This is a genomic window from Paracoccus simplex (assembly GCF_042648325.1).
Lineage (GTDB): Bacteria > Pseudomonadota > Alphaproteobacteria > Rhodobacterales > Rhodobacteraceae > Paracoccus > Paracoccus simplex.
On record NZ_JBHRXE010000041.1, the window covers coordinates 21385 to 35204 of the forward strand.

13 protein-coding genes are annotated in these 13820 nt (G+C 68.1%); 8 read left to right on the top strand and 5 right to left on the bottom strand.

Annotated elements, in window-relative coordinates:
* The first annotated feature begins 2 nt into the window (after nucleotides 1-2).
* The 6 genes from ACFOMP_RS14420 (at nucleotide 3) to ACFOMP_RS14445 (ending at nucleotide 4314) form a co-directional block, all read left to right on the top strand.
* Nucleotides 3-719 (top strand): flagellar hook-basal body complex protein, encoded by a 717-nt coding sequence (locus ACFOMP_RS14420; RefSeq protein ID WP_289894228.1) that lies wholly within the window; start codon nucleotides 3-5, stop codon nucleotides 717-719.
* An 11-nt stretch (nucleotides 720-730) separates the two neighbouring features.
* On the top strand, nucleotides 731-1516 hold the full coding sequence (gene flgG / locus ACFOMP_RS14425; RefSeq protein ID WP_379031738.1) for a flagellar basal-body rod protein FlgG: 786 nt from the start codon (nucleotides 731-733) through the stop codon (nucleotides 1514-1516).
* A complete protein-coding gene (gene flgA / locus ACFOMP_RS14430; protein ID WP_379031740.1) occupies nucleotides 1516-1932 on the top strand; it encodes a flagellar basal body P-ring formation chaperone FlgA in 417 nt (138 codons plus the stop codon). Before flgG ends, flgA begins: the two co-directional genes overlap by 1 nt.
* 10 nt (nucleotides 1933-1942) lie before the next feature.
* Nucleotides 1943-2695: a flagellar basal body L-ring protein FlgH gene (gene flgH, locus ACFOMP_RS14435; protein WP_379031743.1), complete on the top strand. Its 753-nt coding sequence runs from the start codon at nucleotides 1943-1945 to the stop codon at nucleotides 2693-2695.
* A 12-nt stretch (nucleotides 2696-2707) separates the two neighbouring features.
* Nucleotides 2708-3292, top strand: a complete 585-nt coding sequence (locus ACFOMP_RS14440; protein ID WP_379031746.1) for a hypothetical protein — start codon at nucleotides 2708-2710, stop codon at nucleotides 3290-3292.
* A gap of 74 nt (nucleotides 3293-3366) precedes the next feature.
* Nucleotides 3367-4314 (top strand): glycosyltransferase, encoded by a 948-nt coding sequence (locus ACFOMP_RS14445; RefSeq protein ID WP_379031749.1) that lies wholly within the window; start codon nucleotides 3367-3369, stop codon nucleotides 4312-4314.
* A gap of 19 nt (nucleotides 4315-4333) precedes the next feature.
* On the opposite strand, the gene rfbA is transcribed toward ACFOMP_RS14445, so the two are convergent.
* Genes rfbA through rfbC form a run of 4 tightly spaced genes read right to left on the bottom strand, consistent with a single transcriptional unit; the run spans nucleotide 4334 to nucleotide 7687 of the window.
* Nucleotides 4334-5227: a glucose-1-phosphate thymidylyltransferase RfbA gene (gene rfbA / locus ACFOMP_RS14450; protein WP_289894234.1), complete on the bottom strand. Its 894-nt coding sequence runs from the start codon at nucleotides 5225-5227 to the stop codon at nucleotides 4334-4336.
* Nucleotides 5224-6075, bottom strand: a complete 852-nt coding sequence (rfbD, locus tag ACFOMP_RS14455) for a dTDP-4-dehydrorhamnose reductase (RefSeq protein WP_379031752.1) — start codon at nucleotides 6073-6075, stop codon at nucleotides 5224-5226. The genes rfbA and rfbD overlap by 4 nt, the downstream gene beginning before the upstream one ends.
* Nucleotides 6072-7109, bottom strand: coding sequence for a dTDP-glucose 4,6-dehydratase (rfbB, locus tag ACFOMP_RS14460; RefSeq protein ID WP_379031755.1), 1038 nt, complete (start codon nucleotides 7107-7109; stop codon nucleotides 6072-6074). The genes rfbD and rfbB overlap by 4 nt, the downstream gene beginning before the upstream one ends.
* Nucleotides 7106-7687 (bottom strand): dTDP-4-dehydrorhamnose 3,5-epimerase, encoded by a 582-nt coding sequence (gene rfbC, locus ACFOMP_RS14465; RefSeq protein ID WP_379031758.1) that lies wholly within the window; start codon nucleotides 7685-7687, stop codon nucleotides 7106-7108. The genes rfbB and rfbC overlap by 4 nt, the downstream gene beginning before the upstream one ends.
* A gap of 203 nt (nucleotides 7688-7890) precedes the next feature.
* On the opposite strand from rfbC, the gene ACFOMP_RS14470 reads away from it, so the two are divergent.
* Entirely contained in the window at nucleotides 7891-11355 is a 3465-nt protein-coding gene (locus ACFOMP_RS14470; RefSeq protein ID WP_379031761.1) for a M10 family metallopeptidase C-terminal domain-containing protein, read from the top strand.
* Here the strand turns inward: ACFOMP_RS14470 and ACFOMP_RS14475 are convergent.
* Nucleotides 11352-12104, bottom strand: coding sequence for an ABC transporter permease (locus ACFOMP_RS14475; protein ID WP_019352969.1), 753 nt, complete (start codon nucleotides 12102-12104; stop codon nucleotides 11352-11354). The two genes, ACFOMP_RS14470 and ACFOMP_RS14475, sit on opposite strands and share 4 nt — an antisense overlap.
* 507 nt (nucleotides 12105-12611) lie before the next feature.
* Between ACFOMP_RS14475 and ACFOMP_RS14480 the strand changes: the two genes are divergently transcribed.
* Nucleotides 12612-13820 carry a capsule biosynthesis protein gene (locus ACFOMP_RS14480; RefSeq protein WP_379031764.1) on the top strand — a complete coding sequence of 403 codons (1209 nt, stop codon included), beginning with the start codon at nucleotides 12612-12614 and terminating at the stop codon, nucleotides 13818-13820.

Genomic DNA, 13820 nt, shown 5'->3' on the forward strand with positions numbered 1-13820 from the left:
CCATGGACAACGGGATCTATGCCGCCCTGACCCGGCAATCCGGCCTGATGCGCGAAATGCGCACCGTGGCCAACAACATCGCCAATGCCAACACCACCGGCTTCCGGCGCGAGGGGGTGGTGTTCTCGGAATACATGGTGCCGCTCGACCGCCGGGGCGAGACGCTGGCCATGGCCAATGGCCGCGGCCGGATGATCGACCTGAGCGCCGGCGGCATGACCCAGACCAACGGCCAGTTCGACATGGCGCTCGACGGCGACGGTTTCCTGATGGTGCAGACCCCGCAGGGCAACCGCCTGACCCGCGCCGGCGCCTTCATGACCAATGCCGAGGGCGAGCTGGTCAACCCGGACGGCTACCAGTTGCTCGACGACGGCCAGGCGCCGATCGTGATCCCGGCCGGGGTACGCAGCGTCGGAATCGGCATCGACGGCACCGTCTCGGCCGACGGCAACCCGGTCGGTCGGATCGGCGTCTTCGCCGCGCCGGAACTTGCCAAGCTGCGACACGAAGCCGGCACGCTTTTCGACCCGGGCGGCGCGGTCGAGCCGGTAGAGGCGCCGGTGCTCCGCCAGGGCTTCCTCGAGGAGTCCAACGTCGATCCGGTGCTGGAGCTGTCGCGCATGATCGAGGTCCAGCGCGCCTATGAACTCGGCCAGAGCTTCCTCGACCGCGAGGACCAGCGCATCCGCCAAACCATCACCTCCCTGACCCGGTGAAAGGACAACACATGAGAGCCCTTCAGATCGCAGCGACCGGGATGAGCGCGCAGCAGATGCGCGTCGAGGTCATCTCGAACAACCTCGCCAACATGTCGACCACCGGCTACAACGCCCGGCGGGCCGAATTCGCCGACCTGCAATACCAGCAGGCCACCCGGCCGGGCACGCTGACCGCTACGAACGGCGCGATGGTCCCCGCCGGCGTGCAGCTGGGCCTGGGCGTGCGGCCGGCCAGCGTCACCATCATGCCGGCGCAGGGATCGCTGACCGAAACCAAGGGCGATCTGGACATCGCCGTCGACGGCAGCGGCTATCTGGAAGTCACCCTGCCCTCGGGTCTCTCGGGCTATACCCGCGACGGCAGTCTGAAACGCTCGGCCGAGGGGCAGGTCGTGACCTCCGAGGGCTATCCGCTGGTGCCCGACATCACCATCCCCGAGGACGCGCGCAGCATCTCGATCAACGCCAATGGCGAGGTCTTCGCCTATTTCAGCGACCGCGTCGAACCCGAGAACCTGGGCCAGATCACCCTGGCCAATTTCATCAACGAGAAGGGGCTCGAGGCGGTCGGATCGAACCTGTTCCTGGAAACCGTGGCCTCCGGCCCGCCGCAGGTCGCCACGCCGGGGCAAGAGGGGCTGGGCACGATCCGCTCGGGTTTCCTGGAGGAAAGCGCCGTCGATCCGGTGCGCGAGATCGCCGAGCTGATCAAGGCGCAGCGCGGCTACGAGCTGAATTCGAAGGTGATCACCGCCGCCGACCAGATGCTGGGCACCACGGTGCAGGTGCGCTGATGAAAGCCCTGCTCCTTCTGCTGCTGATGCTGCCGCAAGCGGGGCTGGCCGGATCGGTGGTGGCCACGCGCACCCTGCCCGCCGGCACCGTGATCGCCCCCGGCGACGTCGCCATCGCCGAGGACCAGCCCGGCGGGGTCGCGGATGTCGCCCAGGTCGCCGGCCAGCAACTGCGGGTCATGGTCTATCAGGGCCGACGGATCGACCCCTCTTTCCTGACCGCGCCCACGCTGGTCGGCCGCAACCAGATCGTCACCATCGCCTATGAGAAATCCGCCCTGCGCATCGAGGCCGAGGGGCGTGCCCTGTCCGCCGGCAGCGTCGGGCAGATGATCCGCGTCATGAACAACGCATCGCGCGTCACCGTCTCGGGCCGTGTCGCCCCGGACGGAACCGTCATCATCGAGCAGCACTGAAAGAGAGACCATGCCCGACGCCACGCCCCTTCGCCCCGATCTGCTGATCGGCGCCGCGCTCATCGCCTTGTCGCTATCGGCCTGCGGGCGGGTCTCGCAGATCGGTCAGGCGCCGGACATGACCGAGCCGGAAAGCAGCGTCGAGTTCCAGGCCATGACCTCGCAAGGATATGGCTCGCAGGAGTTGCCGGACCGCCCGGACAGCGCCGCATCGCTCTGGACCAGCGCGCAGAATTCACTGGTCGCGGATCGGCGCGCCTCGACTCGCGGCGACATTCTGACCGTCGTCATCGAGATCGACGACCGCGCCGAGATCCAGAACAGCTCGGGCCGCAGCCGCAGTTCGGCCGACAAGGTCAGCATCCCCTCGATGATGGGTCTGCCGCAGCGCATCGACGAAGTGTTGCCCGAGGGCGCCAGCATGGACGAACTGGCCGAGGCCAAGGCCTCCTCCAGCTTCAAGGGCAGCGGCAACATCTCGCGCCGCGACAAGCTGACCCTGCGCGTCGCCGCGACCGTGATCGACCGCCTGCCCAACGGCGTGCTGCGCATCCAGGGCACGCAGGAGGTGCGGGTCAATTACGAGGTGCGCGAGCTGACGGTCAGCGGTTTCGTCCGCCCCTCGGATATCGGCCGGCGCAACGAGATCTCCTACGACCGGATCGCCGGCGCCCGCATCTCCTACGGCGGTCGCGGCCAGATCAGCGACGTCCAGCAGCCGCGTTACGGCCAGCAGATCGCCGATATCGTCCTGCCTTACTAAGGAAGCCCGCCCGTGAAGAAGATCCTGATCCTGCTTATGCCCCTGCTGAGCTTCGTCGGCGGCGCCATCGGCGGCGACATGCTGCATGCGGCGAAAAGCGCCTCTGGCACAGCGGCGACACCGTCCGATGCCGATGCCGATGCGGCGCATGCCGAGGCAGAGGCAGAGGCGGAGGCGGAAGCAGGCGCCGGCCATGGCGCGGAAGGCGGCACCGAGGGGGCCGGGCACGGCGCAGCGGCCGACGGCCATGCCGCCAGCACCGAAAGCGAAGCTGGCCAGGACTGGTTCAAGTTTCCCAACCAGTTCTTCGTGCCGATCCTGCGCAACGGCAACCCGACGGCGATCATGGTCCTGTCGCTGACCATCGAGATGCCGGCCGCGGCCCGGCCCGAGATCGAGGCGCAGGAACATCGCCTGCGCGACGCCTTGCTGAACGCATTGATGGTTCAGGCGAATACCGGCGGGTTCGATGGCAATTTCACCGCCGAGCCGGCCCTGGAGCGCCTGCGCGAGGCATTGCTGGCCGCCGCCCGGAAAGCGGCCGGACCCAGCGTGCAGCGCATCCTGATCGAAGATATCGGCCGGCAGGAGCAATAGGTTCGGCCCGCCTGGCCTGCACTGGCCGACCGGCGCCGATCGGTATATGGGCATCGCGACGCTTCGGAGAATGCATGCACCCGCCGATCACCATCGCCCTGGCCTGCTATAACGGCGCGCGGTTCCTGCGCGCGCAGCTCGACAGCATCGCCGCGCAAAGCGTGACCAACTGGCGGCTGCTGGTGTCCGACGACGGCTCGACGGACGGCTCGCGGCAGATCCTGGGCGAATTCGCCGCCAGCCGGCCGCAGGGCCAGGTCGAGGTGATCGAGGGCCCCAGGCGCGGATCGACGCAAAACTTCCTGCATCTGACGGCGCGGGCCGATCCGGGCGGCTGGCTGGCCTATGCCGACCAGGACGATCTCTGGCATCCCGGACGCCTGGCGCTTGGCGCGGCTTTCCTGGCGGAACGGAAAGGCGCCGCGATCTGGGCCGCGCGCACGACGGTCTGCGACGAGGCGCTGATCCCCATCGCCCCCGCGCCGCATTTCCCCGGCCCCTTCGGCTTTCGCAATGCGCTGGTGCAATCCGCACTGCCGGGCAACACCATCCTGGCCAATGCCGAGGCGCTGCGGATCCTGCAGGCGGCAACCCCCGCGGCCCAGGCCGCCGATGTCCATGCCCATGACTGGTGGGCCTACCAGGCGCTTTCCGGGGCGGGAGCCGCGATCCGGCGGGACAGCGCGCAGGTCCTGCTCTATCGCCAGCACCCGGGCAACCTGATGGGCCGCAACGACACGGCGCGGGCCAGGGCCGGCCGCGCCTCGATGCTGATGGATGGCAGCTTCGCCGGCTGGCTGAGGCGCAACCAGCGCGCGCTGGAGCCTGTGGCCCATCTGTTCCTGCCCGAAAACAGGGAATTGCTGCGGCGTTTCGGCCAGATGCTGCAAGCGAGCGGACCAGAGGCGCTGGTCCAGATCCTGAGGATGCGGCTTTACCGGCAAAGCCGCAGCGGAAGCGTTGCGCTGCTCGGCGCAGCGCTTGCCGGTCGTCTGCGCCAGCGGCGGCAGAAGAGCGCCTAGGCGCGCAACGAGGCCCGCCCTATCCCAGTAAGCGCGCCAGATAGGCACCATACTGGTTCTTGGCGAATTTCCGCGCCTGATCCTGCAATTTCTCGGCGTCGATCCAGCCCATGTCGAAGGCGATCTCCTCGGGGCAGCCGGTCTGCAACCCCTGCCGCTGTTCCAGCGTGCGCACGAAATTGCCGGCATCCAGCAGGCTCGCATGCGTGCCGGTGTCGAGCCAGGCAAAGCCGCGGCCCATCCTCTCGACCGTCAGGCTGCCCTCGTGCAGGTAGGTTTCCAGCAGGGTGGTGATCTCCAGCTCGCCCCGGGCCGAGGGGCGCACCTCGCGCGCGCGGGCGGGCGCGGTGCCGTCCAGGAAATAAAGCCCGGTCACCGCGTAATCCGAGGGCGGGACCTGCGGCTTCTCGATGATGGCGCTGGCCTTGCCCTGTTCGTCGAAGGCGACGACGCCATAGCGCTCCGGGTCGGCGACGCGATAGCCGAAGACCGTGCCGCCCGCATTGCGCCGATCGGCGGCGTCAAGCAGCAGGGGCAGGCCGTGGCCGAAGAAGATGTTGTCGCCCAGCACCATGGCCGAGGGCGCGCCGGCCAGGAAATCCTCGGCCAACAGATAGGCCTGCGCCAGCCCGTCGGGCGAGGGCTGCACGAGATAGTCGAAGCGCAGCCCCCATTGGCTGCCGTCGCCCAGCAGGCGGCGGAACTGTTCTTGGTCCTCGGGGGTGGTGATGATGGCGATCTCGCGGATGCCGGCCAGCATCAGCACGGTGATCGGGTAATAGATCATCGGCTTGTCATAGATCGGCAGCAGCTGTTTCGACACGCCCATGGTGATCGGATAGAGCCGCGTGCCCGAGCCGCCGGCCAGAATGATGCCCTTGCGGCGGTTGGGGGGATTCTCGGGTCGGGTCATGGTTTCAGCTCCTGCAAGACCTTGGCGAGACCGGCGCGCCAGTCGGGGCGACTGATGCCGAAATCCCGCAAAATGGCGGCGCAATCCAGGCGCGAATTGGCCGGGCGCCGGGCGGGGGTGGGATAGTCCGCCGTGGAAATTCCGGTGACGCGGCAGGAAAGCCCCGCCTGCGCCATGATCTCGCGCGCGAAGCCGGCCCAGCTGGCATCCGGCGCCCCGGCAAAGTGATACAGACCGCCGCGCGCCGCATCCGTCCGCATGGCGGCCAGCATGGTCAGGCAGGCGGCGGCGATATCGGCCGCCGGGGTCGGACCGCCGTGCTGGTCGGCGACGACGCGCAGTTCGTCGCGCTCGGCCGCCAGCCGCAGCATGGTCCTGACGAAATTCGCGCCATGGGCCGAGAACACCCAGGAGGTGCGCAGCACCGCCCATTGCCCGCCGGCGGCGGCAATACCCCGTTCACCGGCCAGCTTGGTGGCGCCGTAGACGCCCAGCGGGCCGGTCGGGTCGGTCTCGGCCCTGGGCTGTTCGCCCGAGCCGTCGAAGACGTAATCGGTCGAGATATGCAGGAAGGGCACCCGCCGTTCCGCCGCCGCCCGGGCCATGGCGGCGGGAGCCTCGGCATTGATCCGGCGCGCCAGGTCGGATTCGGATTCGGCGCGGTCGACGGCGGTATAGGCCGCGGCGTTCAGCACCGCCGCGCAACCCGATGCCTGGATCGCCGCGGCGCAGGCCGCCGGATCGGCCAGATCGACCCGGTCGCGGCCCAAGAAGCGCGCATCGGGAACCAGCCGCGCCAGTTCGGTCGCGACCTGTCCGGTGCGGCCGAAGACCAGCAGGCCCGTCATGCCGTGCCGAGCCTTTCGCCCACCCCCTGCCGGGTCAGAAGCGGCCGCCACCAACCCTGGTTCGCCAGATACCATTCGACGGTCCGCCTCAGCCCCTCCTCGACCGTGACCGAGGGGCGCCAGCCCAGTTCGGTGCGGATGCGGGTCGGGTCGATGGCATAGCGCCGGTCGTGGCCGGGCCGGTCGGCGACGAAGGTGATCAGCCGCTCATGCGGCGCGGAATCGGGGCGCAGCCGGTCCATATGCGCGCAGATCGTGCGCACCAGGTCGATGTTCTTCGCCTCGTTCTCGCCGCCGATGTTGTAGCTTTCGCCCAGGGCGCCCTTTTCCAGCACCAGCAGCAGCGCGTCGGCGTGATCCTCGACATAGAGCCAGTCGCGGACATTGCCGCCGTCGCCATAGACCGGGATCGGCCTTCCGTGCAGCGCGTTCAGGATCACCACCGGCACCAGCTTTTCCGGGAAGTGGAAGGGCCCGTAATTGTTCGAGCAATTGGTCAGCACCACCGGCAGGCCATAGGTCTCGTGCCAGGCCCGCACCAGATGGTCCGAGGCGGCCTTGGAGGCCGAATAGGGACTGCGCGGGTCATAGGGCGTGGTTTCGGTGAACTGGCCGGTCTCGCCCAGCGAGCCGAAGACCTCGTCGGTCGAGATATGGTGAAAGCGGAACCCCTCGGGCCGGCGCTGCCCCATCCAATAGGCCCGCGCGGCTTCCAGAAGGTTGTAGGTGCCGGTGACATTGGTCTCGATGAAGGCGCCCGGCCCGTCGATCGAGCGGTCGACATGGCTTTCGGCGGCCAGATGCATGATCGCGTCGGGCCGATGCGCGGCCAGGATGCGGTCCAGCGCCGCGCGGTCGCGGATATCGGCCTGCTCGAAGGCATAGAGCGGGCTGGCCGAAACCGAGGCGACGTTTTCGAGATTGGCGGCATAGGTCAGCGAATCCAGGTTCACCACCCGATGCCCGCGCGCCACCGCCAGCCGCACCACCGCCGAACCGATGAATCCCGCGCCGCCAGTCACCAGAATCTTCATAATCTCGCCTCGTAATCAAAAGGCCCCTCATAAGTGAAGGGGCTGTCGAACTCGTTCAGAGCCGGGGCCTCGGCATCCTTGGCCGACAGGATCGGCCGGCCTTCAAGGCCCCAGTCGATGCCGATACTGTCCCAGGCCACCGCCCCATCGCAATCCGGGGCGTAATGATCTGTACATTTGTAGAGGATTTCCGTCTCGGGTTCCCGGGTCAGGAAACCGTGCAGGAAGCCCGGCGGAATCCAGAGCTGGCGGCCGTTCTGGAAGGACAGTTCGGCCCCGACCCATTGCCCATAGGTCGGGCTGCCCTTGCGGATATCGACGGCCACGTCGAACAGCCGCCCGCGTCCACAGCGCACCAACTTGCCTTGGGCATGCGGCGGCGCCTGGAAATGCAGACCGCGCAATGTCCCCGAAACCAAGGATAACGAATGATTATCCTGCACGAATTCCGGCAGGTCGACCCCGGCCTCGTGCAGCAGCCTCCGGTTCCAGCTTTCCGAGAAGAACCCACGGTCATCGCCAAAGCGCCGGGGAACAAGCACCAGAACCCCAGGCAGCGCGGTCTTTTCGATCTGCATCTACACCAACCAGATTGGCCCCACGCAGAGGCGTATGGAGGAACCCGATACGGCGCACAAGGGCTGCGCCGGCGCTCAACCTAGGCCCGCGGCCGTTAAAATGCACGGGGAATAATGCGTGACTTCGCGACGCAAGTGACCGCTTTGTCAGGTCATGGGGAATTGTCCCGAACCACCATGATCTGCCACAAGCGAAGCCAGCGATGCGCTATCGTCACGTTGCCACCTATACGGGCGCCGACGCGCCTTTCGTGACCAATATCACCGACCTGCAGACCCATGCCGGACCCGACGGGCATGCGCTTTACAGCCTGACCCATGTCGGCGGCGGCATGGTGGCCTGGCACGTCGTTTCCGCCGACCAGCCGATCGAGGTGATGACCACCCGCGCCTATCCGGCGGGCATCGGTCATGCCGGCCCGCCCTCGGCCAGCATCGTGACGCTGGGCGGCAACCCGGTCCTGATCGGCACCGGGCTGCGCGCGGGACCGGACCCCGGCATCCGCCTGGACAGCCAGGGCGGTTTCCAGGACGGCGCCGGGCCGGGCGCCCTGCCCGCGGATCTGATCGGGCTGCAGCAGTTACAGACGCCGCTGGGCGATTTCCTGTGTTCGGCGCGGAACGGGCAGACCGCCATCGACATCTGGCGCATCGGCGCCGATGGCGGGCTGGGCCATGTCACGCGGGCCGCGCTGCCGGCCGGTTCGGGCATACAGGGAACCGAGATCGACGCGCTGCATGTCACCACCCTGGCCGACCGCAGCTTCATCATCGCGGCCTCTGGCCTGGGCAATTACGTCTCGGTGCAGATAGTGATGGCCGATGGCACGCTTGGCCCGGTGCAGATGCTCTGGTCCTATCGCGGGCTCGGCATGGACCAGCCCAGCCACCTGGACACGGTCACGGTGGCCGGGGTGACCTATCTGGTGGTCGCCGGCGCGCAAAGCTCGTCCCTGACCACCATGCGGCTGACCTATGGCGGCGAGCTGCTGCCGGCCGACCATGTCGTCGACGAGCGCAGCACCCGGTTTGCCGGCGCCACGGCGCTGGAGACGGTGACCATGGACGGCCGCGCCTTCGTCTTTGTCGGCGGCGGCGACGACGGGATCAGCGTCTTTACCGTTTTGCCCGATGGCAAGCTGCTGCACCTGACCACGCTGGTCGATACCGACGACCAGACGCTGGCCGATGTCTCGGCCCTGTCGGCCGCGGTGATCGACGGCCGGATCGCGCTGTTCGTCTCGTCCCGGACCGAAAGCGGGATCACGCAATTCGTCCTTGAACCGGGCAGCATCGGCAAGACCGGGGTGGTCGGGGCGGGCCGCCAGACCGGAACCGGGGGCAGCGACCTGATGCAGGCCAGCGCCGGCACCACGGTTCTCGACGGCGGGGCGGGCGACGACATCCTGATCGCCGGGGCCGAGCCGCTGCGCATGACCGGCGGCGCCGGCGCCGATGTCTTCGTCGTCAAGGAGGTCGGCGGCAAGATCACCATCACCGATTTCGAACCCGGCGTGGACCGGCTGGACCTGTCCTTCCTGGGCATGATCCGCAGCACCGACCAGCTGGTGTTTCGCCCGCAGGCCTTCGGAATCAAGATCTTTTACGGCAATTCGGTGATCTGGGTCACCACGCCCGACAACAGCATGCTGCAGGCCGGCGCCTTCGACAATTCGCTTTTCCCCATCGCCCATTACGAGGCCCCCGACATGCGCACGACCGTCTCTGGCACCTTGCGGAACGATACCCTCAGCGCCGGCCGCAACGGCTCGAACGTCTTCGGCTATGCCGGCAACGATCTGCTGCTGGGCGGGGCCGGCAACGACGATCTTTCCGGCGCGCTCGGCAATGACACGCTGCGCGGCGGCGATGGCAACGACCGGCTGTTCGGCGGCGACGGCAACGACCGGCTGTTCGGCAGCACCGGCAACGACCGGCTATGGGCCGGCAGCGGCGATGATGCGCTGGCCGGCGGCGCCGGCAACGACACCCTGCGGGGCGAGACGGGCCACGACCTGCTCTATGGCGAGGGCGGCGACGATGCCATGTTCGACCTGCTGGGCAACAACACGCTTTGGGGCGGTGACGGCAACGACCTGATGCAGACCGGCACCGGCAACGACCGGCTGTATGGCGGGCCGGGCAGCGATACGTTGATCGCCGGCGCCGGCCTGGACTATCTGTTCGGCGGGTTGGGCAATGACAGCATGGCGGGTGGGGCGGGGATCGACACCCTGCTTGGCGGCGAGGGCAATGACTGGATCGACGGCGGGGCCGGGAATGACAGCCTGGACGGCGGCAACGGCAATGACACCCTCTATGGCGGCGATGGGCACGACCTGATCCTGGGCGGCGGCGGTCACGACCGCATCACCGACATGCTGGGCAACGGCGTGCTTTGGGGTGGCGACGGCAACGACCTGATGCAGTCCGGCGCCGGCAACGACCGGCTGCATGGCGGGCCGGGCAACGACACGCTGATCGCCGGCGCCGGTTTCGACTATCTGCTGGGCGGGCTCGGCAATGACAGCCTGAACGGCGGCGGCGGCTTCGACACGCTGATCGGCGCCGAGGGTGACGACCGCATGGATGGCGGCGACGGCATCGACAACCTCGACGGCGGCACGGGCAACGACACCCTGGCCGGCGGCGACGGCCATGACGTGCTGAACGGCGCCGAGGGCAATGACGCGCTGCATGGCGGGACCGGCCATGACACGCTTTACGGCATGGCCGGCGCCGACCTGATGAATGGCAATCAGGATCACGACCTGATGTTCGGCGGTGCCGACAACGACACGATGCTGGGCGGCTTCGGCAACGATGTCATGCAGGGCGAGTCGGGCGACGATTCGCTGGACGGCGGGCCGGAGAACGACACGCTGTCCGGCGGGGCCGGCAACGACGTGATTCTGGGCGGCGGCGGGCACGATGTCATCGACGGCGGCAGCGGCAACGACCTGCTTTACGGCGGCAGCGGCCACGACCTGATCCTGGGCGGCGAGGGCGACGACCTGATCCATGCCGAGACCGGCAACAACACCGTGCAGGGCGGCGCGGGCAGCGACGCGATCCTTGGCGATGCCGGGGCGGATTGGCTGCAAGGCGACGACGGTCGCGACACGATCCAGGGCCTTGCCGGGGGCGATACGCTGCTGGGCGGGGCCGATGACGATCTGCTGGATGGCGGCGACGGCGATGATCTTCTGGACGGCGGCCAAGGCAATGACAACCTGATCGGCGGGCTTGGCGGCGATCGCCTGGCCGGCGCGGCCGGGGACGACACCGTGACCGGCGGCCTGGGCAACGACCTGCTCGAAGGGGGCGAGGGCGCCGACCGGCTGGAAGGCGGGCGCGGCTTCGACACGCTGACCGGCGGCGCCGGCGCCGATGTCTTCGTCTTCGCCGATGCCGGCGACCTGGATGGTTGCAGCGATGCGATCACGGATTTCCGCGCCGGCGAGGACCGGATCGACCTGTCTGGCCTCGGCCTCGTCTTCATCGGCGGGACCGCCTTTTCGGCCAATGGCAGCGGGCAGGTGCGCCTGGACTGGACGCAGCCCGATGCGCATCGGCTTCTGGTCGACCGGGACGGCGACGGCCGCACCGACCTGACCATCGACCTGGGCGCGCTGGCGACGCTGAACGCGTCGGATCTGCTGCTCTAGCGCTCCAGCAGGTTGCGATAGGTACGCTCCAGCAGCATCAGCCCCAGGACCAGCAGCACCAGCGAGACGGCGATCACCAGCTCCTGGTTGATATAGCTGCCCTGATAGGTCGGGTAGAGGCCCCGGCGCATCAGGCCGATGCAATGGATCAGCGGGTTGTACCACAGGATGTTCTGGGCCTGGCTCGGCATCAGGTCATAGGTGAAGAAGATGCCCGACATCAGGAAAAGCGGCCGGGTGATGATCTGCCAGACCCGCTCCCAGATCGGGAAGGCGGTCATCAGGTAGCAGTTCATCGTGCCCACCCCGACCGCCAGCAGGGTGATCAGCAGCAGCGCCTCGAAGACCGAGGCCAGGTTCACCACCACCGGCAACTGGTAGATCACATAGATGCCGGTGATCACGATGGCGATCACCGCGATATGCGTCAGCGCGTTCAGCAGCACCCGGGCGATCATCGCGTCGATGAAGGTGACGCTGGGATAGGCCAGGAACGGCCGCGAGAAGCGGATCGAGGTGGCGACCTTGTTCGTCAGGTCGTTGAACATGGCAAAGGGCAGGAAGCCGGTCGCGTAGAACAGCGGGAAGTTGGTGCCCAGCCCCGGCGTCTGCAGCGCCAGGCTGAAGATCACCGACAGCAGCGTCACCCCCAGCACCGGCTCGAGCACCGCCCAGATATAGCCGCCGGCCGACCGGCCATAGGTCGTCGCCATCTCGCGCAGCATCAGCGCGAAGATGATGCGCACCATGCGAAAACGCGGCCCGTGGCGATACGGGCGCTGGGGACGACGGTTACCGGTGGAAATGTCGGACATGTGAACGCAAAAGCTGGTCTTGGCGAGCGGCAATATGTAACAACTGCACAGAAAAGGTAAACCAGCGAAAGCGCCACTGCTGTGACCACCCCCACCACCCCGGCCAGCGGCCAGACCGGCCAGCCGACCGCCCAACAGCAAGATCCCGCGCGTCCCGCCCCCAACCCGGCGCCGGCGGGCCCAGCCCAGCCCGGTCCGAACCGGCCGTTTCAGGCGCAGCCCGCGCCCGGCCCGCAGGCCCCGCGCCCGGCCGCGCCGCAGCAGCAGCCCCAGCCGCCGGGTCAGCAGCAACGGCCGCAACAGGCCCGTCCGCAGCAGGCGCAGCCGCATGCCCCCCGGCCCCAAGGGCCGGGGCAGCAGGGACAGGGACAACGGCCGGCGCCGGGCAATCACCAGCCGCCCGCGATGCGGCCGCAATCCCAACCGATCCCGGTGCGGCCGATGGGCCAGGCCGCGGCCCAGCCCGGCCCCCGGCAGATGCCGGCGGTGCCGCCGGCGGCGCTGCACCCCATCCGGCCACCGGTCGGCATCGCGCAACCGCGGCGCCGGCACTGGCTGCTGCTCGCCTCGTTCCTGGCGCTGGTGGTGCTGCCGACGGTGCTCTGGGCCTGGTATCTCTGGGCGCGGGCCAGCGACCAATATGTCTCGACCGTCGGCTTTTCGGTCCGCAAGGAGCAGTCGGTGCCCTCGATCGACCTGCTGGGCGGGCTCTCCTCGTTCGCGGGCGGCGGCGGCGGCGGCGCCTCGGATACCGACATCCTTTACGAATATATCCGCAGCCAGGACATGGTCGAGAAGATCGACGCCGAGCTTGACCTGCGCACACGCTTCTCGCGCGACTGGCCGCATGATTTCGTCTTTGCCTTCGATCCCGAGGGGCATGTCGAGGATCTGACCGATTACTGGCAACGCCAGGTCAAGGTGCTTTACGACAGCTCGACCGCGCTGATCACGCTGAATGTCAGCGCCTTCAGCCCCGAGGATGCCCAGCAGATCGCCGCCGCGGTGTTCAAGCAAAGCTCGGACAAGATCAACGAGCTTTCCGCCATCGCCCAGGAGGACGCGACGCGGCTGGCCAAGCTGGAGCTGGACAAGACCCGCGACGAGCTGACCGTGACCCGCCAGGCCATGACCGCCTTTCGCATGAAGTCGCAGATCGTCGATCCCGAGGCGGATCTGGCCGGGCAGATGGGCGTGCTGAGCGGCCTGCAGGCGCAGCTGGCCGAGGTGCTGGTCGCGCATGACCTGCTGATCGAAAACGCCCAGCCCACCGATCACCGCGTCACCCAGTCGCAGCAGAAGATCGACGCCCTGCGCCGCCTCATCGACGCCGAGCGCAGCAAGTTCGGCGCCGAGGGCCAGGGCCCGGCGGGCGAGAGCTATGCCCAGCTCATGGCCGAATACGAAAAGCTGGCGGTGGACCGCGAATTCGCCGAGGGCGCCTATCGCACCGCCCGCATCGCCTATGAGACCGCCCTGGCCGAGGCGCAGCGCCAGTCGCGCTATCTCGCCGCGCATATCGAGCCCAAGGTGGCGCAAAGCTCGACCGAGCCGAACCGGACCTGGCTGCTGCTGATGGTCGCAGGCATGCTGTTGGCCGGCTGGTCCATTCTTGTCCTGATCTATTACAGCATCCGCGACCGCGGCTGA